A 21,869-nucleotide genomic window follows, 5' to 3' on the forward strand; every position below is an offset into this window, starting at 1 on the left:
CGACGTCAACTCTGCCCTCGTTGAACACTGTCCGCACTTCAACGACACGGAGCCAGCCAATGGCACACCTCGGACACGCTGTGCGCGACTATCGCCTGCAACTCATGTACTCGCTGATGGATCGCGAAGGCTTTGATGCTTTGCTTTTCACCCAGGCCGACTTCTTCCAGTTTGCGACCAACTTCAATACCGACGTCGAGACGTGGGAGCGACCGATTCTGTGCGTCGTACCGAGGAACGGTGTGCCGTTTGTGATCGCTCATGAGCTATCGACGCATCATTGGCGTTTCACCCAAGAGGCCGGGCATCTATGGATCGAGGATGCGCGTTTCTATGCCGAGCATCCGCGTGTACAAAACCGTCTGCCCTTGGTCAGTCAGTGGAGTGAGCTGGTCGCACAGTCTTTGCGCGATGCCGGGCTGCATCGGTCGCGCATTGGCGTCGACGCGATCACGGCGCCGTTGGCTCGCGTCGGTACTTTGCTGCCATCGTTGGTGCTGCAAAACGCGACCGAAGAGTGCCGCACGCTACGGCTGGTCAAGCATGCCGAAGAGATCCAACTGATGCGCGAAGCCTGTGCGTTGACGGATTGGTTGCAGGATCGCTACCGGGAAAACATCCGCCCCGGACGGCTGGTTCAGGAGCTGGACATGAGCATGGCGGCGCTGTTTGTCGAAGAAGCGGCCAATCGTTTCCCCGGAGAGGATGTGCAGTGCATCGAGTTTTTCACCCTGTCCGGCCCGGCGAGTTGCGCGCCCCACGGTGATGGACGGCAATGCGGTGCGCGGATTGAAAAGGGCCATGGCCTGGTCAATATCATCATCCCGCGTATCAATGGTCTGATCATCGAGAACGAGCGGACATGGTTTTGTGGCAAACCTTCGCCGCGCCAGGCCCAACTGTACGAAGCGGCACGGGAAGCCAATGAAGCCGCGTGTGAAGCGGCGGTAACCGGCAATCCGGTCTGCGCCATTGATGCAGCGGCGCAAGGAGTTTTCGAGCGGCACGGGGTTGCCGATCTGATCATTCATCGCACGGGGCATGGTCTTGGCTTGATGGGCCATGAATTTCCCCACGACATGGCGTTCAACACCCGCGCGCTGATGAGCGGTGAAGTCTACTCGGCGGAACCGGGGATTTTTCAGTGGGGCTTGGGGGGCTTCCGTATCGACGACACGGTGGTGATTGGCGACAAGCCAGACATCCTGACCCGCGCGCCGAGAGACATTGCCAGCCAAACAATCCTTTGATCGAAAAAAATGCCCGCATCTCTCGATACGGGCATTTTTTGTAAGGCGAAAAGACGCTTAGATGGTCAGCGTCCAGTCGTAGTCGACGATCAGCGGCGCGTGCTGCGAAAACCGTGGCTGACGTGGCAGGCGTGCGCTGCGTACAAAGCGGCGCAGGCCCGGGGTCAGGATCTGGTAGTCGAAGCGCCAGCCCAGATTGAGCATCTCGGCCTGCTCGTTGTCCGGCCACCAGCTGTACTGGTCGCCTTCACGGCTGACTTCGCGCAGGGCATCGACATAACCCATGTTGCCGACAATCTCGTCCATCCAGGCGCGTTCTGGCGCCAGGAAGCCCGGGGATTGCTGGCTGTCGCGCCAGTTTTTGATGTCGAGTTTCTGCTGCGCCACGTATAGCGAGCCACAATAAATGTACTCGCGACGTTTGCGTCGCTGTTTGTCCAGGTACTTGCCGAAGTCGTCCATGAGCTTGAACTTCTGGTTCAAGTCCTCATCGCCGTTCATCCCCGAAGGGAGCAGCAAGGTGGCAATACTGACTTTGTCGAAATCTGCTTGCAGGTAGCGCCCGTAGCGGTCGGCCGTCTCGAAACCGAGACCGCTGATGACAGCCTTCGGTTGCAACCGCGAATACAAAGCCACGCCGCCTTGGGCAGGGACTTCAGCATCGCAGGCATAAAGGAAGTAGCCATCCAGTTGGAAGGCTGGGTCATCCAGTTCAAAGGCGGAGGCACGGGTGTCCTGCAGGCAGATGACGTCGGCATTCTGTGCTTGCAGCCAACTGAGCAAACCGCGCTCGACTGCCGCCTGAATACCATTGACGTTCACACTGATGATCCGCATAAATGGCCCCAAAAATCGCGTGCGTGTATGATACACGGCGTCAAGCTAATTAGCTAAATCCGTGGTATTTGGGGTTTTTTTCATGCAAGCGTATCAGCGCGATTTCATTCGTTTTGCCATCGATCGCGGCGTTTTGCGCTTCGGTGAGTTCACCCTGAAGTCCGGGCGCACCAGTCCTTACTTCTTCAACGCCGGCCTGTTCAACTCGGGCTCGGCCCTGGCGCAACTGGGGCGTTTCTACGCCGCAGCCATCGCCGAAAGCGGCATTCCCTTCGACGTTCTGTTCGGCCCAGCCTACAAAGGCATCCCGCTGGCGGCAACCACCGCCGTGGCACTGGCCGAGCATCACGACCGTGATCTGCCATGGTGCTTCAACCGCAAGGAAGCCAAGGCCCACGGCGAAGGCGGCAGCCTCGTTGGCGCTCCGCTGACCGGCGACGTGCTGATCATCGACGACGTGATCACCGCAGGCACCGCGATCCGTGAAGTGATGCAAATCATTGCTTCGCAGGACGGCGCCAAGGCTGCCGGCGTGCTGATCGCCCTGAACCGTCAGGAGCGTGGCAACGGTGAGTTGTCGGCGATTCAGGAAGTCGAGCGTGATTTCGGCATTCCGGTGATCAGCATTGTGTCGCTGAATCAGGTGCTGGAGTTCCTCGCGGATGATCCGCAGCTCAAGCAGCACTTGCCGGCCGTGGAAGCGTACCGCGCCCAATTCGGCGTCTGATAAGGCATCATTCTGTAGGAGCTGCCGAAGGTTGCGATCTTTTGATCTTAAAAAACAAAATCAAAAGATCGCAGCCTTCGGCAGCTCCTACAGGGTTTCGGTTTAACGAAGGTTTCGCCATTTTCTGAGCAGTTTCACGGTTAATCCCGTGTTGATCAGTGCAAACGCCAGCAACGCCAGTACGACCATCACGTACAACGTGCGATCCACATCAAAATCCCACAGATCCAGCGTGCTGCTGCGAATAATCCCCACCGCGGCCGGCAGGTTGACGTAAAACAGCGCCATAAACGCGCACGTCAACGGCAGCGCCCGCCCGTAAAGAGCCTCCCGAACCTTGTCCCTGCTGCGTTTTCTGTTCAGCGGCCCCGACTGGTATTCATCCAGCGCCAACGCCTCACTGAGCGCCGGCCACGCCAGATTGAACATGAACGTGGTCAGGGTCAGCAGCAGGCCACTGACCGCGACGATGTCACTGAACGGCATTGAGCCCCAGCGTCGTGCAGAGCAAGTCGTGGGAATCCTCACTGATCTCGAACTGCCCGGCGCTGCCCTTGCGTTTGATGATGGGTTTGAAGGTTGGCTCGTTCTGGGTGATGAGCATGTTCAGCTCATCGCGAATCACGTCCGAGCTGATCACCACCAGATACACGGTCTGCGCATGTTCAGCCGTCTCGATCACCGCGCGCATGCTGTGCTGCAGGATGTCGTCGAGCTGATTGCGAAAACGCGACACGGTGTTCTTCAGCAAGGTTTTGCTTTGACTCTGGGTCAGCTGGAAGATCGTCGAGATCTGCGACTCGGTCGGCAGTGTCTGCCCGAAGTAGCTTTGAATCAGATAAAGCAGACGATCCTGCTTGGCCTCGTCAGCACGGCTGGGCATGCCGCCCTCGACCAGCATTTTCAGGTATTCGGTCAGGCTGGCCTTGGCGATACGCTGCAAGGCGTGGGCGATTTCTGCGTCGCCGATGCGCAAGGTTTTCTTGACCGGTTCCTTTTGTTCCAGCTCGAAAGCGTCGGCATCGATCGTGAACGAGATCTGCATGGCTCAGGCGCTCCGGATTTATTTTTTGTTCGAGGGCGTGATGACCTCGGCGCTTTTGATGTCGGCAGGCTTTTCTGGATAAGGGTCTTTGATCGCATCACCTTGGCCGGTGAGGATTTTCCAGCCATTCAACGCATGTGCTGTTTTGCGAAATTGCGGGCACGGTGGCATCGAGGTTTTGGCTTGATTGGAATACTGATGGCCGCAATCGACGCACTCGTAAGTGCCAGGGGAAACATCGCTGCCGTAAGGGACGTAATCTTTTTGCATGGGTAAATCTCCGGTGGATGAAGGGAAGATCCTAGGGAGATTTGTTCTGAGGTGATGTCGGACGTTTCGCTGAGTTATGTCGGACGTTTCTTGCGCGCATAAAAAAGATCGCAGACTTCGTCAGCTCCTACAGAAATTTCATACAAAACGACGTTTCTGTAGGAGCTGCCGCAGGCTGCGATCTTTTGCTTTCAGCAATTACCGATCAAGGACGCTTGCGATTACTAATCAACGTACCCACACCAGTATCAGTGAAGATTTCCAGCAGGATCGCGTTCGGCACACGACCGTCGATGATCAACGAACTACCGACGCCGCCCTGAACCGCTTCCAGCGCGCAGCGAATCTTCGGCAGCATGCCACCGTAGATGGTGCCGTCGGCGATCAGATCGTCGACCTGCTGGGTGCTAAGGCCAGTCAACACGGTGCCCGACTTGTCCATCAGGCCGGCAATGTTGGTCAGCAGCATCAGCTTCTCGGCTTTCAACGCTTCGGCCACTTTGCCAGCGACCAGGTCGGCGTTGATGTTGTACGACTCGCCGTTCTCACCCACGCCAATCGGCGCGATGACCGGGATGAAGTTGCCTTTGACCAGCAGGTTCAGCAGTTCGGTATTGATCCCGACCACTTCGCCGACCTGACCGATGTCGATGATTTCCGGTTGAGTCATCTCCGGTGTCTGGCGGGTCACGGTGAGCTTCTTCGCACGGATCAGCCCGGCGTCTTTACCGGTCAGACCAATGGCGCTGCCGCCGTGGCGGTTGATCAGGTTGACGATGCTTTTGTTGACCTGACCGCCCAAAACCATTTCGACCACGTCCATGGTCGCCGCGTCGGTGACGCGCATGCCGTCGACGAAGTGGCTTTCGATCGACAGGCGCTTGAGCAGATCACCGATCTGCGGGCCGCCACCGTGCACGACCACCGGGTTGATGCCCACGGCTTTCATCAAGACGATGTCGCGGGCGAAGCCGGTTTTCAGCTCCTCGCTTTCCATCGCGTTGCCGCCGTATTTGATCACCAGGGTCTTGCCGACATAACGTCGGATGTAAGGCAACGCTTCGGACAGAACCTGGGCGGTATGGGCGGCGGCTTCGCGTTCGAGGGTCATTCAGGGCTCCGGGTGGATCAGAACGGTAGTTGGAGATCAGGTGCAACGCGTTTCAATTGGGCGTGGAACACGTCCTTGATGCGCTGCAATTCAGCCTCGTCATCGGCCTCGAAGCGCAGCACCAGCACCGGCGTGGTGTTGGATGCGCGCACCAGGCCCCAGCCTTTGGCGTAATCGACTCGCACGCCGTCGATGGTGGTCAGGTCAGCGCCTGCGCCCCACTGTGCGTCGTGCAGTGCATCAATGATGCTGAATTTGCTCTCTTCGGTCACATGGATATTGATTTCCGGCGTAGAAATATCGTTCGGGAAGGTCGCAAACAGCTCTTCCGCAGTGGATTTTTCCTTGCTGAGGATCTCCAGCAGCCGTGCGGCACTGTAGATACCGTCGTCGAAACCGAACCAGCGCTCCTTGAAGAAAATGTGCCCGCTCATTTCACCGGCCAATAGCGCGCCGGATTGTTTCATTTTCTTTTTGATCAACGAATGACCGGTCTTCCACATTAGCGGACGACCACCGTATTCCTTGATCAGCGGCACCAGGCGACGGGTGCATTTGACGTCGAAAATGATCTCGGCGTCCGGGTTGCGCGCGACCACGTCACGGGCGAACAGCATCAGCAGACGATCCGGGTAGACGATGCTGCCGGTGTTGGTCACCACGCCGACACGGTCGCCGTCGCCGTCGAACGCCAGGCCGATGTCGGCGTTGGTTTCCTTGACCTTGGCGATCAGGTCGACGAGGTTTTCAGGCTTGCCCGGATCCGGGTGATGGTTCGGGAAGTTGCCGTCGACTTCGCAGAACAGCGGGATGACTTCGCAGTTCAGCGCTTCGATCAGTTGCGGGGCGATCACGCCGGCCGCGCCGTTGCCGCAGTCGACCACGACTTTCATGCGCCGCGCCAGTTTGATGTCCTGGACGATTTCGGTGTTGTAGCGGTCGAGGATCTCGATTTGGGTGACGCTGCCGGTGCCGCTGCTCAAGTTGTTGGTCTTGATGCGCTCATGCAGCACCTGAATCTGTTCGTTGGCGAGGGTGTCGCCGGCGATGACGATCTTGAAGCCGTTGTAGTTCGACGGGTTGTGGCTGCCGGTGAGCATCACTCCGGATTTGCCGGCCAGCACGTTGGCGGCGTAGTACAGCGCCGGCGTTGGCACCAGGCCAACGTCGCTGACGTGGCAGCCGCTCTCGGCGATACCGCGGATCAGCTCGGCAACCAGCTCCGGGCCGGACAAGCGGCCGTCGCGACCGACGGACACATTCGGCTCACCTTGGGCCAGGCTCTGCGAACCGATGGCGCGACCGATCCAGTAAGCGGTTTCGGCATTGAGGAATTCCGGCACGGTGCCGCGAATGTCATAGGCGCGGAAAATGCTGTCGGGCAGCTTCGGGGCGATCTTGGCTGGGGTGCTCATCTACGGAAATGCTCCATCTCGAAAGTGGCGGGACAGACCGACGAATCGTTCGACGGCAGGCTCAAACTGAAGGGTATGACGGCGTTTTCCACAGAGAGTTCGTGGTATGAAAGGGCCATGACGCCTCGGCTGGCGTGGCTTTCGGCCGGCAAAACCTTGATTTACGGTGTTAAACCTATCAGCTGATCTGCCTGAAATTTTCCCCTGTAGGAGCTGCCGAAGGCTGCGATCTTTTGATTTTGTTTTTGAAGAATCAAGATCAAAAGATCGCAGCCTGCGGCAGCTCCTACATGGCTTATTTGGTGCCGGTGTGGCCGAAACCGCCGGTGCCGCGTTCGGTTTCGACGAACTCTTCAACCATTTCGAAGTGCGCCTGCACCACTGGTACCAGCACCAGTTGCGCCAGGCGTTCGCCGACGGTCATGGTGAAATCGCTCTGGCCACGGTTCCAGCAGGACACCATCAGCGGGCCCTGATAATCGGAGTCAATCAGGCCGACGAGGTTGCCCAGCACGATGCCGTGCTTATGGCCCATGCCCGAGCGCGGCAGGATCAGCGCGGCGAGGTTCGGGTCGCCGATGTAAACCGACAGACCGGTGGGGATCAGCACGGTTTCACCCGGCTTGATCACGATGTCCTGTTCCAGCATGGCGCGCAGGTCGAGGCCGGCGGAGCCCGGAGTGGCGTATTGCGGCAGCGGGAAATCGGTGCCGATGCGTGGGTCGAGGATCTTGGCTTGCAAAGCGTGCATGTAAATTAAACCTGGTTCAGACGTTCGGCGATAAAAGTGACCAGTTGGCGAGCGATCTTGCTCTTGCTGGTCTGGGCGAAAACCGTGGCGTGCAGCGCACGGTCAATCACGCTGCAGGCGTTTTCTTCGCTGTTGAAACCGATGCTCGGGTTGGCGACGTCGTTGGCGACGATCAAATCGAGATTCTTGTCCTTCAGCTTGCGTGCAGCGTAGTCGAGCAGGTGTTCGGTCTCGGCGGCAAAGCCGACACTGAACGGACGGTCGGGACGGGTCGCGATGGTGGCCAGAATGTCTGGGTTGCGCACCATTTGCAGGACGAAGCCGTCACCGCTCGTAGGATCTTTCTTGAGTTTTTGCGGGGCAACGACTTCCGGGCGGTAGTCCGCAACCGCTGCCGAGGAAATGAACACGTCACACGGGATCGCGGCTTCGCAAGCCGCGAGCATGTCGCGGGCGCTGACCACGTCGATACGCGTGACGCGATCCGGCGTCGGCAGGTGCACCGGGCCGCTGATCAGCGTGACGCGGGCGCCGGCTTCAACCGCTGCTTCGGCGAGGGCAAAGCCCATTTTTCCGGAGCTGTGGTTGGTGATGTAGCGCACCGGATCGATGTTTTCCTGAGTCGGGCCGGCGGTAATGACGACGTGTTTGCCGGTCAGTGCCTGGCGCTGGAAGCAGTCTGCCAAGCACTGTGCGAGGTCAGTGGCTTCCATCATCCGGCCCATGCCGACGTCGCCGCAGGCCTGACTGCCCGAGGCCGGGCCGAAGGTCTTCAGGCCACGGCTTTCAAGGAGTTGCAGGTTGGCCTGGGTCGCCGGATCGCGCCACATCGCCTGATTCATGGCCGGCGCGACAGCGACGACAGCGTCAGTGGCGAGTACCAGCGTGGTCAGCAAATCATTGGCAATGCCTTGCGCCAGACGCGCGAGCAGGTCGGCGGTGGCCGGGGCGATCAGCACCAGATCGGCCCACTTGGCCAGCTCGATGTGGCCCATCGCGGCTTCGGCGGCCGGGTCGAGCAAGTCGAGGTGCACCGGGTGGCCGGACAGCGCCTGCATGGTCAGCGGGGTGATGAATTCGGCGCCGCCGTGGGTCATGACCACGCGCACTTCGGCGCCCTGATCGATCAGGCGACGAACCAGATCGGCGCTCTTGTAGGCCGCGATGCCGCCGCCGACGCCCAGAACGATGCGTTTCCGATACAGCCGCTGCATAGGTCTGCCTTTCATTTCGTGGGTGACATACGTGGCGAAACCCCCTCCCCAGGGTGAATCCGCCCGCAAAAAAGATGGGCTAAGATATCACAGCGACCGCTACGGAACAGCGGCGCCCACAGACAGGGAAGTGCTATGAGTATTCGTGATTGGCCTGCGGCGGAACGCCCGCGGGAGAAGCTGCTGGAACAGGGTTCGGGAAGCCTTTCCGATGCTGAATTACTGGCGATTTTTTTACGCACCGGGGTCTCTGGCAAAAGCGCGGTGGATCTGGCGCGACATCTGTTGAACCAATTCGGCAGCCTGCGGGTTTTGCTTGAAGCCGATCTGGCAGCGTTCAGTGAGCAATTGGGCCTCGGTCCGGCGAAATATGCCCAACTGCAGGCGGTGCTGGAAATGGCGCGCCGGCATCTGGCCGAGCGCATGCGCAAGAAACCGGCGCTGGAGAATCCGCAAGTCGTGCGCGATTACCTTAAAGCGATGCTTCGGCATGAGCCCCATGAGGTATTTGGCTGTCTGTTTCTCGACTCAAAGCATCAAGTACTGAATTTCGAGGCGCTGTTTCGCGGTTCGATCGACAACACCAGCGTGCATCCCCGAGAAGTCGTAAAGCGCGCTTTGGCCAATAACGCCGCCGCCGTGATCCTCTGCCACAACCATCCGTCGGGCAGCACTGATCCCAGTCAGGCGGATCGATTGCTGACCAAGCGTTTGCAAAAGGCGCTGGAGCTGATTGATGTACGGGTGCTCGATCACTTCATCATAGGTGACGGCGAGCCGCTGTCGATGGCGGAGTGCGGCTGGATGTAACTTCCGCTCCCTGTAGGAGCTGCCGCAGGCTGCGATCTTTTGATCTTAAAAAACAAAATCAAAAGATCGCAGCCTGCGGCAGCTCCTACAGGGGCAGGTTATTTGAGGTTGACCTTGGAGTAGTCCTGGCGGCCGAACGGGCTGACGGCGTAGCCCTGCACGTCTTTGCGCGTCAGCGCGTAAGCGGTCGGGTGCGCCAACGGCAACCACAGCGCCTGCTGTTGAATCTGCGCCTGCGCCTGCTCGTACAGCTTGGTGCGTACACCTTGTTCGCTGGTGGTCTTGCCGGCGCTGATCAGCTTGTCCAGATCGGCATTGCAGTAGCGCGCGAAGTTAGTCCCCGACTTGACTGCCGCGCAGGAAAACTGCGGCGTGAGGAAGTTATCCGGGTCGCCGTTATCGCCGGCCCAGCCCATGAACAACAGATCATGCTCGCCGGCCTTGGCGCGACGAATCAGTTCGCCCCACTCGATCACGCGGATTTCCGCCTGAATACCGATCTCTGCCAGATCCGACTGCAGCATCTGTGCACCGAGGCTTGGATTCGGGTTGAGCAGGCTGCCCGACGGACGCGTCCAGATGGTGGTCTGGAACCCATCCTTCAACCCAGCCTTGGCCATCAGCGCCTTGGCTTTGGCGATGTCGTGCGGATAGCCCGGCAGGCTCTTCGCGTAGCTCCAGGTGTTCGGCGGGTAAGGGCCGTTGGCCGCTTCAGCGGTGTCTTCAAACACAGCCTTGATATAGTTGGCCTTGTCGAACGCGAGGTTGATCGCCTGGCGCACTTCCGGCTTGTCCAGTGGCGGATGCTGGCTGTTGATGCCAACGAAAGCAGTCATGAACGCGTCAGTCTTTTCGACTTTCAAGGTCGGTTCTTTCAGCGCGGCTTGTACGTCGAGTGGTTTCGGCGACAGGGCGATCTGGCACTCGTTACGTCGCAGCTTTTGCAGGCGCACGTTGGCGTCCGGGGTGATGGCGAAGATCAGTGGATCGACTGCAGGCTTGCCACCGAAGTAGTCCGGGTTGGCCTTGTAACGGATCGCCGCGTCTTTCTGGAAACGGTTGAATACGAACGGGCCGGTGCCGATCGGCTGGCTGTTGAGCTTGTCCGTCGCGCCAGCCTTCATCAGTTTGTCGGCGTATTCGGCAGAATAGATCGAGGCAAAGCCCATGCTCAGGGTCGCCAGGAAGGTTGAATCCGGGTGATCAAGGGTGAAGCGCACGGTCAGCGGATCGAGTGCGTCGATCTTCTTGATCAGTGCTGGCAACTGCATCGACTGCGCATGCGGGAAACCGCTTTGGGCGACTTTGTGCCACGGGTTCGCCGGGTCGAGCATGCGGTCGAAACTGAATTTGACGTCTTCAGCGGTCAGCTCGCGGCTCGGCTTGAAGTAATCGGTCGTGTGAAATTTCACCTGCGGATGCAGTTTGAACACGTACGTCAGGCCATCGGTGCTGACTTCCCAGCTGTCGGCCAGGCTCGGCACGACTTTGCCGCTGGCGGTGTCGAAGTCCACCAGACGGTTCATCAGCACGTCGGCCGAGGCGTTGGTGGTGGTCAGCGAGTTGTATTGCACCACGTCGAACCCTTCCGGGCTGGCCTCGGTGCAAACGCTCAGCGCGGCGGCCTGGGCCAGAGGGCTCAGCAGGAGCGGGGCGAGCAACAGGGGTAGGGCAGCGAGGCGCATGGTCGGTTTCCTTTTACAGATCGAAGGCCCATCTGCAAGTGCAGTCTGGAAAAGGCCTACCCTAGAGGGCTGGATTACAAATGACTATCCCCTTTTTGCATTTTAAGGGCACAGTGATGGCGGTTTTTCAGACCACGGCGCTGCGCAAAAAGTCTGAAAGCCGTGTGCGGATGATTTTCTTCGACGAGTGGTAAAAACCGGTGCCGGCCTTTATCCAAAGCGTTCGCAGGTCGAAAAAACGCTTTTTTGTGGATTGATTGCACACGGAAAGTTGTTGCACCCCGGTCTTTCTGGTATAAAGCAGCGCTCTTTTCTAGGGGCCCGGTTCCTTCACTGTAGGTGTAGCCGGTAAGACCTCTAAAGAAACGCGGCGCCTGGCGCCAAATGACTGAGAGATTAAGCGGCCAACCCATGCCGGGTTGGGCATGTGGTTTTAGAGGGCTGAGGCATGTCGAGAGTATGTCAAGTTACCGGTAAGGGTCCGGTGACTGGGAATAACATTTCCCACGCAAACAACAAAACCCGTCGTCGTTTCCTGCCGAACCTGCAGCATCACCGCTTCTGGGTTGAAGAAGAGAAACGTTTTGTGCGTCTGCGCGTATCTGCCAAAGGCATGCGTATCATCGACAAGCGTGGCATCACTGTCGTGCTCGCCGAACTTCGCCGCGATGGCAAGATTTAAGGGAGCTAATCATGCGTGAATTGATTCGTTTGATCTCGAGCGCCGGTACTGGTCACTTCTACACTACCGACAAGAACAAGCGTACTACCCCGGACAAAATCGAGATCAAGAAATATGATCCGGTTGTTCGCAAGCACGTGATCTACAAGGAAGGCAAAATCAAGTAATTGATTTTTCCCGACTTACGAAAAAGGCCCGTATCTCACGATACGGGCCTTTTTTGTTGCCTTTGGATTTCTGTGGTGTCTGTGCGGGCCTCATCGCTGGCAAGCCAGCTCCCACAGGTTTTTGTGTTGAACACAATTTTGTGAACACCAATTTCCCCTGTGGGAGCTGGCTTGCCAGCGATAGGCCCGGATCAGCCAGCAAAAATCCTCAAGCCTTTTGTTCGAAAATCACATAGACCTTGCGGCAAGCCTCCAGCACTTCCCAGGTGCCACGAAACCCCGCCGGAATCACAAAGCGGTCGCCAACACGCAGCGTCTTGGCATTGCCATCGCTGTCACGCAGCACCGACACGCCCTGCAAAATCTCGCAATATTCATGTTCGGTGTAGTTCACCGTCCACTGGCCAACCGCGCCTTCCCACACGCCAACGCCCATCTGCCCACAAGGGCTGTCGTATTGATGGAACACCGCTTGTTCAGGATCACCCTTGAGCACTTTCGCCGGATCCGGGCGATAGCGTTCGGCTTCGCTGCTGGTCAGGCTGATGTCGACGACGTTCTGGATGTTCATTGTTGTTATCCCCCGTGAATACGGCGCGATTGGCTGGAAAAGGGCCAAAGTCTATGTTGATTAAAATCAACACCGCAAGGCCGTATGGCCACCTTATGTCAAATATATTGAAACAACCCCGGCCGCTGGTTTAGGGTGGCGGGTGCCTCTGGCCGAAAAACCGGCTGGCCGGGCAGAATTCTTGAGGACGCTGGCGAAGATCGCGCGGCGCTCGTATTCAACAAGCGGAGGACACTCGAAATGACCACCCTGACTCGTGCCGACTGGGAACAACGCGCCCGCGACCTGAAAATCGAAGGCCGCGCCTACCTGAATGGCGAATACACCGACGCCGTCTCCGGCGAGACCTTCGAGTGCATCAGCCCGGTCGATGGCCGTCTGCTCGGCAAGATTGCCAGCTGTGACGCCGCCGACGCTCAGCGCGCTGTGGAAAACGCTCGCGCCACCTTCAATTCCGGCGTGTGGTCGCGTCTGGCACCGACCAAACGCAAAGCCACCATGATCCGTTTCGCCGGCCTGCTCAAGCAGCATGCCGAAGAACTGGCCCTGCTCGAAACCCTCGACATGGGTAAGCCGATCAGCGATTCGCTGTACATCGACGTTCCGGGCGCGGCGCAAGCGCTGAGCTGGAGCGGTGAAGCGATCGACAAGATATACGACGAAGTGGCAGCGACGCCGCACGATCAACTGGGTCTGGTAACCCGCGAGCCCGTCGGTGTGGTCGGTGCGATCGTGCCGTGGAACTTCCCGCTGATGATGGCGTGCTGGAAACTCGGCCCGGCGCTGTCGACCGGTAACTCGGTGATCCTCAAGCCATCGGAAAAATCGCCGCTGACCGCCATCCGCATCGCTGCGCTGGCCGTTGAAGCCGGTATCCCGAAAGGCGTGCTCAACGTGCTGCCAGGCTACGGCCACACCGTCGGCAAGGCGCTGGCCCTGCATAACGATGTCGACACGCTGGTGTTCACCGGTTCGACCAAGATCGCCAAGCAACTGATGATCTACTCCGGCGAATCGAACATGAAGCGCGTCTGGCTCGAAGCCGGTGGCAAGAGCCCGAACATCGTCTTTGCCGATGCGCCGGATCTGCAAGCTGCAGCTGAATCCGCTGCCAGCGCCATCGCCTTCAACCAGGGCGAAGTCTGCACTGCCGGTTCGCGGCTGCTGGTCGAGCGTTCGATCAAGGACAAATTCCTGCCGATGGTGATCGAGGCGCTGAAAGCCTGGAAGCCGGGCAACCCGCTGGATCCGGCCACCAACGTTGGTGCGCTGGTCGACACGCAGCAGATGAATACCGTGCTGTCGTACATCGAATCCGGTCACACCGATGGCGCCAAACTGGTCGCCGGCGGCAAGCGCATTCTTCAGGAAACCGGCGGCACTTACGTTGAGCCAACGATTTTCGACGGCGTGAGCAACGCGATGAAGATCGCTCAGGAAGAAATCTTTGGGCCAGTGCTGTCGGTTATCGCTTTCGATACCGCTGAAGAAGCCATCCAGATCGCCAACGACACGCCGTATGGCCTGGCCGCTGCGGTATGGACGCAAGACATCTCCAAGGCGCACCTGACCGCCAAAGCACTGCGCGCCGGTAGCGTGTGGGTCAATCAATACGACGGCGGCGACATGACCGCACCGTTTGGTGGCTTCAAGCAGTCGGGCAACGGCCGCGACAAGTCGCTGCACGCGTTCGACAAATACACCGAGCTGAAAGCGACGTGGATCAAGCTGTAAGCCGTTAACGGAAGCCCGGTCACGCCGGGCTTCCTGCCAAACAGAGATCCCCTGTGTGAGCGGGCTTCCTGCCAATCAGAGATCCCCTGTGTGAGCGGGTTTCCTGACCAAACAGATATCCCTGTGGGAGCGAGCTTTTGTGGCGAGGGGATTTATCCCCGTTCGGCTGCGAAGCAGTCGCAAAATCAGTGCGCGCGGTGTACCTGATACATCGCGCTTGCAGGTTTTGGGGCCGCTACGCGACCCAACGGGGATAAATCCCCTCACCACAAAGGCTCGCTCCCACAGTGGTTTTGCGGTGCACATAATAATTATCCACAGGAGCGTGGACCATGCGTTGGGCGACGTATTTCGCCGTGTTGGCGTCTGTCTTGAGTGTCGGCCTGGCCTTGGGGGTCAGCATGCCGTTGGTATCGTTGCGTCTGGAGGGTTGGGGTTACGGCTCTTTCGCCATCGGCGTGATGGCGGCGATGCCGGCGATTGGCGTGTTGCTCGGCGCGAAGATTTCCAGTCATCTGGCGGCGCACTTCGGCACGGCGAACCTGATGCGCCTGTGTCTGTGGGCCGGAGCATTGTCGATCGGTCTGCTGGCGCTGTTGCCGAGTTACCCGATCTGGCTGCTGCTGCGGCTGATGATCGGCGTGATCCTGACCATCGTGTTCATCCTCGGCGAGAGCTGGATCAATCAACTGGTGGTCGAGAACTGGCGTGGTCGCTTGGTGGCGCTGTATGGCAGCAGTTATGCGTTGAGCCAGTTGTCTGGCCCGCTGCTGCTGGGCGCGCTCGGCACTGAAGACGATTACGGATTCTGGGTTGGCGTCGGCTTGCTGCTGGTTTCGCCGTTGCTGTTGTTGGGCCGTAGCGGTGCGCCGAGCAGTGAGGCGAGCAGCGTGACATTCCGCGACCTGTGGGGCTTTGCTCGCGACCTGCCGGCGATAGCATGGGCGGTATCGTTGTTTGCGGCGTTCGAGGCAATGATCCTGACGTTGCTGCCGGTGTATTGCCTGCAACAAGGCTTCACTGCCGAGATCGCTTTGGCGATGGTCAGCACCGTGGTGGTCGGTGATGCGCTGCTGCAACTGCCGATTGGCGCATTGGCCGATTACCTGTCGCGACGCACTTTGTTCGCGGGTTGCGCGGTGGTGTTGATGCTGTCGAGTCTGGCGATTCCGCTGTTGCTCGATACGCTGCTGATCTGGCCGTTGTGGGTGTTGTTCGGCGCCAGTGCAGGCGGATTGTTTACGCTGTCGCTGATTCTGATTGGCGAACGTTATCGCGACGATGCGCTGGTGCGGGCGAATGCGCATATCGCGCAGCTTTGGGGCGTGGGTTGCCTGATCGGGCCGTTGGCGGCGGGGGCGGGGAGTCAGTGGATCAGCGGACATGCGTTGCCGCTGCTGATGGCGATCGGTGCGTTTGGGTTGGTGATATTGCTGTTGCGCCAAGGTGCATTCGGCCCAGTGACAGAACCTGCCTGAACAGGTATTTGGGATAAACCCTGTGGCGAGGGGATTTATCCCCGCTCGGCTGCGCAGCAGTCGTAGAACCATCGCACTCGGTGTATCTGATACACCGCAATTGAAGGTTTTGGGGCTGCTTCGCAGCCCAACGGGGATAAATCCCCTCGCCACAAAAGCCCTCTAGAGCAGAGTTCGCTGTTTGATTACAACATGCGCTCCAGGCCGACGCTGGTGCTGAACCATGCATTAAACCGTCGCCACCAACTCCCCGGCTCTTTGCTCAGTGTATGCATCTGGCCATTGTCTTCGGTGACCCAAACGATCTGGCCATCCTGTAATTTCGCCTGATAACTCAACGCCGGCGCCATACCTTGCAACGCCAGCTCTCGCACATGTTCAGCCAACTTCGGACTGTCCACCAACACCCCGACCTCGGTGTTCCACAACACCGAACGCGGATCAAAGTTGAACGAGCCGATAAACGATTTCTGCCGGTCAAAAATCATCGCCTTGCTGTGCAAACTCGAATCCGAGCCACGGAACGACTTGCTGTAAAACACATGCGGGCCACTGCCGTAGTTATCCCCAGGCTGGCGGCGCAGTTCATACAGTTTCACACCGTGTTCCAGCAGTGCCTTGCGATACGGCGCATAGCCGCCATGCACCGCCGGCACATCGGTGGCTTCCAGCGAGTTGGTCAGCAGGCTCACGGAAACACCCGCATCGGCGCGCCCGGTCAGGTACACCAGCCCCGGTTGCCCCGGCACAAAGTACGCCGAAATCATGATCAGCTCTTTGCTGACGTTCTTCAGTTCCGGCGCCAGTTGCGTGGTCAGCAGTAATTGCGGATCCGGCTCATCCTTGGCCAGCACCTTGCTCGGCGCATCCCACAATGCCTGATTCCACGCCCAGATCAGCTCGTTGCGCCAGATGTCCATGCGCGGCTCGGTGGTGAAGGTCATCAGCTGCTGATACAGCGCGTGATTCTGTTTACGGGTTTCTTCCAGCGATTCTTCCAGGCGCGTGCGGGTGTTCTGCAAGTCTTTGGCGGTCGGTTTGCTGGAGAGAAATTCTTCGATTGGTTTGCTCAGCGCGCTGTTCCAGTACTGGTCGAAACTGTGCCCGAGCTGCTCGGCCACCGGCCCCATGCTGAGCATGTCGATGTCGGTGAAATTCAGGTTCGGCTCGGCATCGAAATACTCATCGCCCAGATTGCGCCCGCCGACGATGGCCGCGCTGTTATCCGCCAGCCACAATTTGTTGTGCATGCGCCGGTGTTGCAGCGACAGGTTGAACAGGCGCCCGGCCGCGCGGGTGACGCCGGTGCTGCGGCCCAGATGCAGCGGGTTGAACAGGCGTATCTGAATCTGCGGATGCGCCGCCAGCGTGGCGATGATCTGGTCGAGACCGTCGCTGGTGGTGTCGTCGAGCAGGATGCGTACGCGCACGCCACGGTCGGCAGCCTTGAGCAGTTCCTCGACGAGCATTCGCGTGCTGACGCCGTCGTGGACAATGTAGTACTGCAAATCGAGGCTGACCTGCGCATGGCGGATCAGCTCGGCGCGGGCGGTGAAGGATTCAGTGCTGTTGGACAGCAGGCGAAAGCCGGAACGTCCCTGATACGGCGCGGCCTGGGCCTGGATCGAACGGCCGAAGCTGGAGCTGGACGCTGGTAACGCCTGACTTGGCTCGCGCGGCACGTCGAGACTGGCGCAGCCGCTCAGGAACGAGGCGAGTAACAGCAAGGCGAGTAGGGGCTGTCTGAAGCTCACGTAGGATTGTTCCGGTAGGCGGCAAAGGTCGGCATATGGACGCTGATGTCTGGAAAAAAGTCAGTCGGTTTCGGCAAGCAGTCTGATTGCGGTCTCGCCGACCTTGCGCACGGCTTCCTCGATCAGTGCTGTCGGCTTGGCAGCGTAGTTCATCCGCAAGCAATTACGGTACTTGCCCGAGGCAGAAAAGATGCTGCCAACAGCAATCTGTACGCCTTGATCAAGCAGCGCACGATTCAGTTTCAGCGTGTCGAAACCTTCCGGCAATTCGACCCACAACATGAAGCTGCCTTGCGGGCGGCTGGCGCGGGTGCCGGCGGGGAAATAGCGCGTCACCCAATCGATCATCACGTCGCGATTGCGTTGGTATTGCGTGCGCATCCGCCGCAAATGTGGTTCGAAATGGCCGGATTTGAGAAATTCGGCAATGGCGATCTGCGGTTGTGGCGCGGTCGATCCGGTGCTGATGTATTTCATGTGCAGCACGCGCTCGAGGTATCGCCCCGGCGCGACCCAACCAATGCGCAGCCCCGGCGCGAGAGTCTTGGAAAACGAACTGCAGAGCAGCACGCGGCCATCTTCGTCGAAGGATTTGATCGTGCGCGGACGCGGGTAGGTGTAGGCCAGTTCGCCATACACGTCGTCTTCGATGATCGCCACGTCAAAGCGTTGGGCGAGGGTGAGCAGCGCGCGTTTGCGCGACTCCGGCATGATGTAGCCGAGCGGGTTGTTGCAGTTCGGGGTGAGCTGGATGGCTTTGATCGGCCATTGTTCGAGCGCCAGTTCCAGCGCTTCAAGGCTGATGCCGGTGAGTGGGTCGGTGGGGATTTCCAGGGCTTTCATGCCCAGACCTTTGAGGGTCTGCATGGCGCCGTGGAAGCTCGGCGAATCCACCGCGACGATGTCGCCCGGCTCGCAGATCGCGTGGATGCTGGTGGACAAAGCTTCGTGGCAACCGGTAGTCACGACCAGATCGCTGGCGCTCAACTGGCAGCCGGAATCGAGCATCAACCGAGCAATTTGTTCACGCAGTTCGAGGGTGCCGTGGATGTTGTCGTAATACAGACCGGGCATGTCTTGGCGACGGCTGATGCGGGCGAGGCCGCGCAACAACGGTTTCATGGTCGGCGTGCTGATGTCGGGCATGCCGCGACCGAGTTGCACGACGTCCTTGCGCGGTACCGCGCGAATCAATTCCAGCACCTGATCCCATTGCGAAATTTCCACTGGCCGCTGCGCCGGACGGCCGACGGCGGGCAGCTCCGGCAGCTCGCGACCGACCGGCACAAAGTAGCCGGACTTGGGTTTCGGCGTGGCCAGTCCGCTGTCTTCGAGCATGCGATAGGCCTGCTGCACCGTGCTCAGACTGACCCCGTGTTCGACGCTCAAGGCGCGCACCGACGGCAAGCGGTCGCCGGGGCGATAGAAGCCTTGTTCGATGCGCGTGCTGAGCAATTCGGCGAGGTTTACGTAGAGGGTCATGGCGCTGCCTCGGTGCAGAAGATTCGGAAGACCAGTACAGATGCGAGATAAATCGTCAATTCAGTCCGCAGAGCGGCAAATCTGTATGGAGTTAATACACTTGCTTTGAATCTGTAATGGTTTTGCTCGCCCGCGCATCATGGAATCTCTGGCTACCCAAGTAAACAGGAGCGACAAAAATGAACGGTTTGAGCGATGTGCGGCTGACGTTACACAGTCAGGAACTGGCGGCAGGGCAGAAGGATCGTGCGCGCAATGAGATCATGCGTAACGCACCGTCCGGCCTGAGCCGCTGGGGTCTGATGTGGCATCGTCTGCACACGCGCAAGGCGTTGCTGGCGTTGACGGCGGACCAGCTCAAGGACATCGGGCTGACGCGTGAGCAGGCGCAGGAGGAGGGGTTGAAGCCGTTCTGGCGGATCTGAACGACACCGATCGTTCCCACGCAGAGCGTGGGAACGATCAAAAGGGGGTGGTTCAGACCAACTCTTTTAGGCGATGCCACAACATCCCCAGCGCCAACAGCGGCGAGCGCAAATGCTTGCCGCCCGGGAAGGTGATGTGCGGCACCTTGGCAAACAAATCAAACCCACCGCTGTGCTGCCCACTGATCGCCTCAGCCAGCAACTTGCCCGCCAGGTGCGTGGCATTTACCCCATGCCCGGAATAGGCCTGGGTGTAATACACGTTCGGCTGATCATTGAGCCGGCCGATCTGCGGCAGACGGTTCGCGCCGATGCCGATCATCCCGCCCCACTGATAATCGATCTTCACGCCCGCCAGTTGCGGGAACACCTCGAGCATCTTCGGCTGCATATACGCCGCGATGTCTTTCGGATCGCGCCCCGAATAATGGCAGGCGCCGCCGAACAGCAGGCGACGATCCGCCGAGAGTCGGTAGTAATCCAGCGCCACCCGCTGATCACAGACCGCCATGTTTTGCGGCAGCAGGTTGTGCGCCTGCTCTTCGCTCAACGGTTCGGTAGCGATGATATAGCTGCCGGCGGGCAGGACTTTGCCGCTGAGTTGCGGATTCAGATCATTGAGATAGGCGTTGCAACCGAGCACTAAAGTCTTGGCTCGAACCGAACCCTGAGCCGTGTGGACTTTGACCTCGGGGCCGTAGTCGATACGCGTCACTGCTGAGTGTTCAAACAGTTTGACGCCCAATTGTTGCGCAGCAGCCGCTTCGCCCAGCGCGAGATTGAGCGGATGCAGATGCCCCGAACCCATGTCGATCAAACCACCGACGTAGCGCTTGGAACCAACCACGGTGTGCATCTCGCTGGCTTGTAGCAGGCGGGTTTCGTAGCGATAACCGAGGCCGCGCAACTCCTCGGCGTCTTCGGCAAAACCTTCGAGGTCGGAAGGTTTGTTGGCGAGGTCGCAGTAGCCCCAGGTCAGGTCGCAGGCAATCTGAAAACGCTCGACGCGCTGGCGGACGATTTCAACCGCTTCCAGGCCCATCAGTTTCATCTCGCGTACGCCGTCGCTGCCGACGACGTTGGCGAACTGATCGAGACCGTGGCCGACGCCGCGAATCAACTGCCCGCCGTTACGACCGCTGGCGCCCCAGCCGATCTTGTGCGCTTCCAGCAACACCACGCTGAGCCCGCGCTCGGCCAGTTCCAGCGCCGTGTTCAGTCCGGAAAAACCGCCACCGACCACGCAGACGTCCGCTACGACTTCACCTTGCAGCGACGGATGATCGGGTTGCGGCAGGCTGCTGGCGGCGTAGTAAGAGGCAACGTGGGGTTGGCTCGCGGGGGAGTGGGCGCGGGCGGTCATGGGCGTCATCCAACGGCTAAGGTGTCGAGAAAATTTGACGGAGCATAAGCCGCACGCCCGAACGGGGGCAACACTGGTCGGCCTGCGGTGTCTGGATCACGGCTTTTGCGGCACAATTGCCGCCTATTTCACCTTGGTTACCGTTTCGATGAGCTGCGACAGCCAGACAGTCCGCACCTTGCGCCAGCAGATCCCCTCGTTCGAGTGCGTGCCCGGCTGCCACGATTGCTGTGGGCCGGTGACCACCTCGCCGGAAGAAATGGCCCGCTTGCCGCGCAAGACCCGCGCCGAGCAGGATGCGGCGATGGAAGAGCTGAACTGTGTGCACCTGGGGCCGAATGGCTGCACGGTGTATGAAGAGCGGCCGTTGATTTGCCGGCTGTTTGGTACGACCAAGACTTTGCCTTGCCCGAATGAGCGGCGGCCGGTGGAGCTGATTCATCCGCGGGTGGAGAAGCAGATTTTCGAGTACATGGCGGCGAATCGGCAGGTGCTGGTCTAAAAGATCGCAGCCTTCGGCAGCTCCTACAGAGAAATGCATTCCCCTGTAGGAGCTGCCGAAGGCTGCGATCTTTTGATCTTCAAAATCTCAATCCGGGATAGGCAGGCTCAAGCTCTCCTTAACCTCTTCCATGACGATATAGCTCTTCGATTCCCGCACATGCGGCAGTTTCAGCAGAATGTCGCCCAGCAGCTTGCGGTACGAGGCCATCTCGGAAATCCGCGCCTTCACCAGGTAGTCGAAATCCCCTGACACCAAATGGCACTCCAGCACGTGCGGCAATTTCAGCACCGCGCGGCGGAACTCCTCGAACGTGTCGCCGGATTTGTAGTCGAGGCTGATCTCGACGAACACCAGCAAGCTACCCTTCAAGTGCTGCGGATTGAGCCGGGCGTTGTAGCCCATGATGATCCCTTCGCGCTCCAGACGCCGCACGCGCTCGGTGCACGGCGTGGTCGAGAGCCCGACCTTTTCGCCCAGTTCGGTAAAGGAAATCCGCCCGTCCGCCTGCAGGATCCGCAAGATGTTGCGGTCAATCTTGTCCAGCTCACGTTTGGTCTGAGTGTTGGTACGCATAGGGGATGCGCCTCCGTGAA

At 59.3% G+C, this 21,869-nt stretch carries 22 protein-coding genes and 1 pseudogene; 9 read left to right on the forward strand and 14 right to left on the reverse strand.

The genetic code is table 11. The annotated features are described in order from the left end of the window. Window positions 1-59 precede the first annotated feature (59 nt). On the forward strand, window positions 60-1,250 hold the full coding sequence (locus ACQ4MY_RS23450) for a M24 family metallopeptidase (RefSeq protein ID WP_440096641.1): 1,191 nt from the start codon (window positions 60-62) through the stop codon (window positions 1,248-1,250). A gap of 57 nt (window positions 1,251-1,307) precedes the next feature. Here ACQ4MY_RS23450 and ACQ4MY_RS23455 read toward each other — a convergent pair whose 3' ends face one another. Further along, on the reverse strand, window positions 1,308-2,087 hold the full coding sequence (locus tag ACQ4MY_RS23455) for an exodeoxyribonuclease III (protein WP_007920349.1): 780 nt from the start codon (window positions 2,085-2,087) through the stop codon (window positions 1,308-1,310). Between the two features lie 82 nt (window positions 2,088-2,169). On the opposite strand from ACQ4MY_RS23455, the gene pyrE reads away from it, so the two are divergent. Continuing rightward, window positions 2,170-2,814 carry an orotate phosphoribosyltransferase gene (pyrE, locus tag ACQ4MY_RS23460; protein ID WP_008078597.1) on the forward strand — a complete coding sequence of 215 codons (645 nt, stop codon included), beginning with the start codon at window positions 2,170-2,172 and terminating at the stop codon, window positions 2,812-2,814. 102 nt (window positions 2,815-2,916) lie between these two features. Here the strand turns inward: pyrE and ACQ4MY_RS23465 are convergent, their stop codons facing one another. The 7 genes and pseudogenes from ACQ4MY_RS23465 to coaBC form a co-directional block, all read right to left on the reverse strand. Continuing rightward, complete coding sequence (locus ACQ4MY_RS23465) at window positions 2,917-3,300, reverse strand: hypothetical protein (protein ID WP_440096642.1); 384 nt, start codon at window positions 3,298-3,300, stop codon at window positions 2,917-2,919. After that, entirely contained in the window at window positions 3,287-3,859 is a 573-nt protein-coding gene (locus ACQ4MY_RS23470) for a hypothetical protein (RefSeq protein WP_440096643.1), read from the reverse strand. The genes ACQ4MY_RS23465 and ACQ4MY_RS23470 overlap by 14 nt, the downstream gene beginning before the upstream one ends. Before the next feature lie 18 nt (window positions 3,860-3,877). Then, window positions 3,878-4,129 carry a hypothetical protein gene (locus tag ACQ4MY_RS23475; RefSeq protein WP_008086460.1) on the reverse strand — a complete coding sequence of 84 codons (252 nt, stop codon included), beginning with the start codon at window positions 4,127-4,129 and terminating at the stop codon, window positions 3,878-3,880. Window positions 4,130-4,334: 205 nt separating this feature from the next. Next, on the reverse strand, window positions 4,335-5,240 hold the full coding sequence (argB, locus tag ACQ4MY_RS23480) for an acetylglutamate kinase (RefSeq protein WP_003229488.1): 906 nt from the start codon (window positions 5,238-5,240) through the stop codon (window positions 4,335-4,337). A gap of 17 nt (window positions 5,241-5,257) precedes the next feature. Continuing rightward, a pseudogene (locus tag ACQ4MY_RS23485) lies at window positions 5,258-6,634 on the reverse strand (phosphomannomutase/phosphoglucomutase); the annotation flags it as partial. A 316-nt stretch (window positions 6,635-6,950) separates the two neighbouring features. After that, complete coding sequence (gene dut, locus ACQ4MY_RS23490; protein ID WP_008086463.1) at window positions 6,951-7,406, reverse strand: dUTP diphosphatase; 456 nt, start codon at window positions 7,404-7,406, stop codon at window positions 6,951-6,953. A gap of 5 nt (window positions 7,407-7,411) precedes the next feature. After that, a complete protein-coding gene (coaBC, locus tag ACQ4MY_RS23495) occupies window positions 7,412-8,620 on the reverse strand; it encodes a bifunctional phosphopantothenoylcysteine decarboxylase/phosphopantothenate--cysteine ligase CoaBC (RefSeq protein WP_440096644.1) in 1,209 nt (402 codons plus the stop codon). A 135-nt stretch (window positions 8,621-8,755) separates the two neighbouring features. On the opposite strand from coaBC, the gene radC reads away from it, so the two are divergent. Continuing rightward, on the forward strand, window positions 8,756-9,430 hold the full coding sequence (gene radC, locus ACQ4MY_RS23500; RefSeq protein ID WP_008086466.1) for a RadC family protein: 675 nt from the start codon (window positions 8,756-8,758) through the stop codon (window positions 9,428-9,430). Window positions 9,431-9,528: 98 nt separating this feature from the next. Here the strand turns inward: radC and ACQ4MY_RS23505 are convergent, their stop codons facing one another. Continuing rightward, entirely contained in the window at window positions 9,529-11,115 is a 1,587-nt protein-coding gene (locus ACQ4MY_RS23505) for an ABC transporter substrate-binding protein (RefSeq protein ID WP_008086803.1), read from the reverse strand. Window positions 11,116-11,563: 448 nt separating this feature from the next. Between ACQ4MY_RS23505 and rpmB the strand changes: the two genes are divergently transcribed. After that, window positions 11,564-11,797: a 50S ribosomal protein L28 gene (gene rpmB / locus ACQ4MY_RS23510; RefSeq protein ID WP_007920377.1), complete on the forward strand. Its 234-nt coding sequence runs from the start codon at window positions 11,564-11,566 to the stop codon at window positions 11,795-11,797. Window positions 11,798-11,808: 11 nt separating this feature from the next. Beyond that, window positions 11,809-11,964, forward strand: a complete 156-nt coding sequence (gene rpmG / locus ACQ4MY_RS23515; RefSeq protein WP_003177274.1) for a 50S ribosomal protein L33 — start codon at window positions 11,809-11,811, stop codon at window positions 11,962-11,964. A 208-nt stretch (window positions 11,965-12,172) separates the two neighbouring features. Here the strand turns inward: rpmG and ACQ4MY_RS23520 are convergent, their stop codons facing one another. After that, window positions 12,173-12,535, reverse strand: a complete 363-nt coding sequence (locus tag ACQ4MY_RS23520) for a cupin domain-containing protein (protein WP_008086800.1) — start codon at window positions 12,533-12,535, stop codon at window positions 12,173-12,175. Between the two features lie 240 nt (window positions 12,536-12,775). Between ACQ4MY_RS23520 and ACQ4MY_RS23525 the strand changes: the two genes are divergently transcribed. Together ACQ4MY_RS23525 and ACQ4MY_RS23530 are read left to right on the forward strand one after the other, a co-directional pair. After that, window positions 12,776-14,269 (forward strand): aldehyde dehydrogenase, encoded by a 1,494-nt coding sequence (locus tag ACQ4MY_RS23525; protein ID WP_008086799.1) that lies wholly within the window; start codon window positions 12,776-12,778, stop codon window positions 14,267-14,269. A 332-nt stretch (window positions 14,270-14,601) separates the two neighbouring features. Further along, on the forward strand, window positions 14,602-15,747 hold the full coding sequence (locus tag ACQ4MY_RS23530) for an MFS transporter (protein WP_440096645.1): 1,146 nt from the start codon (window positions 14,602-14,604) through the stop codon (window positions 15,745-15,747). 185 nt (window positions 15,748-15,932) lie between these two features. Here ACQ4MY_RS23530 and ACQ4MY_RS23535 read toward each other — a convergent pair whose 3' ends face one another. Together ACQ4MY_RS23535 and ACQ4MY_RS23540 are read right to left on the reverse strand one after the other, a co-directional pair. Beyond that, window positions 15,933-17,501: a phospholipase D family protein gene (locus ACQ4MY_RS23535; protein ID WP_440096646.1), complete on the reverse strand. Its 1,569-nt coding sequence runs from the start codon at window positions 17,499-17,501 to the stop codon at window positions 15,933-15,935. A gap of 60 nt (window positions 17,502-17,561) precedes the next feature. Then, complete coding sequence (locus tag ACQ4MY_RS23540; protein WP_440096647.1) at window positions 17,562-18,983, reverse strand: PLP-dependent aminotransferase family protein; 1,422 nt, start codon at window positions 18,981-18,983, stop codon at window positions 17,562-17,564. 179 nt (window positions 18,984-19,162) lie between these two features. On the opposite strand from ACQ4MY_RS23540, the gene ACQ4MY_RS23545 reads away from it, so the two are divergent. Beyond that, window positions 19,163-19,408 carry a DUF1127 domain-containing protein gene (locus ACQ4MY_RS23545; protein ID WP_422610129.1) on the forward strand — a complete coding sequence of 82 codons (246 nt, stop codon included), beginning with the start codon at window positions 19,163-19,165 and terminating at the stop codon, window positions 19,406-19,408. Between the two features lie 52 nt (window positions 19,409-19,460). Here the strand turns inward: ACQ4MY_RS23545 and ACQ4MY_RS23550 are convergent, their stop codons facing one another. Continuing rightward, window positions 19,461-20,771 carry an NAD(P)/FAD-dependent oxidoreductase gene (locus ACQ4MY_RS23550; protein ID WP_440096648.1) on the reverse strand — a complete coding sequence of 437 codons (1,311 nt, stop codon included), beginning with the start codon at window positions 20,769-20,771 and terminating at the stop codon, window positions 19,461-19,463. 148 nt (window positions 20,772-20,919) lie between these two features. Here ACQ4MY_RS23550 and ACQ4MY_RS23555 point away from each other — a divergent pair, with 148 nt between their 5' ends. Then, complete coding sequence (locus ACQ4MY_RS23555; RefSeq protein ID WP_440096712.1) at window positions 20,920-21,273, forward strand: YkgJ family cysteine cluster protein; 354 nt, start codon at window positions 20,920-20,922, stop codon at window positions 21,271-21,273. Between the two features lie 87 nt (window positions 21,274-21,360). On the opposite strand, the gene ACQ4MY_RS23560 is transcribed toward ACQ4MY_RS23555, so the two are convergent. After that, a complete protein-coding gene (locus ACQ4MY_RS23560) occupies window positions 21,361-21,849 on the reverse strand; it encodes an Lrp/AsnC ligand binding domain-containing protein (RefSeq protein ID WP_003177284.1) in 489 nt (162 codons plus the stop codon). Between the last annotated feature and the right edge of the window lie 20 nt (window positions 21,850-21,869).

The organism is Pseudomonas sp. SM4, assembly GCF_051913165.1.
Lineage (GTDB): Bacteria > Pseudomonadota > Gammaproteobacteria > Pseudomonadales > Pseudomonadaceae > Aquipseudomonas.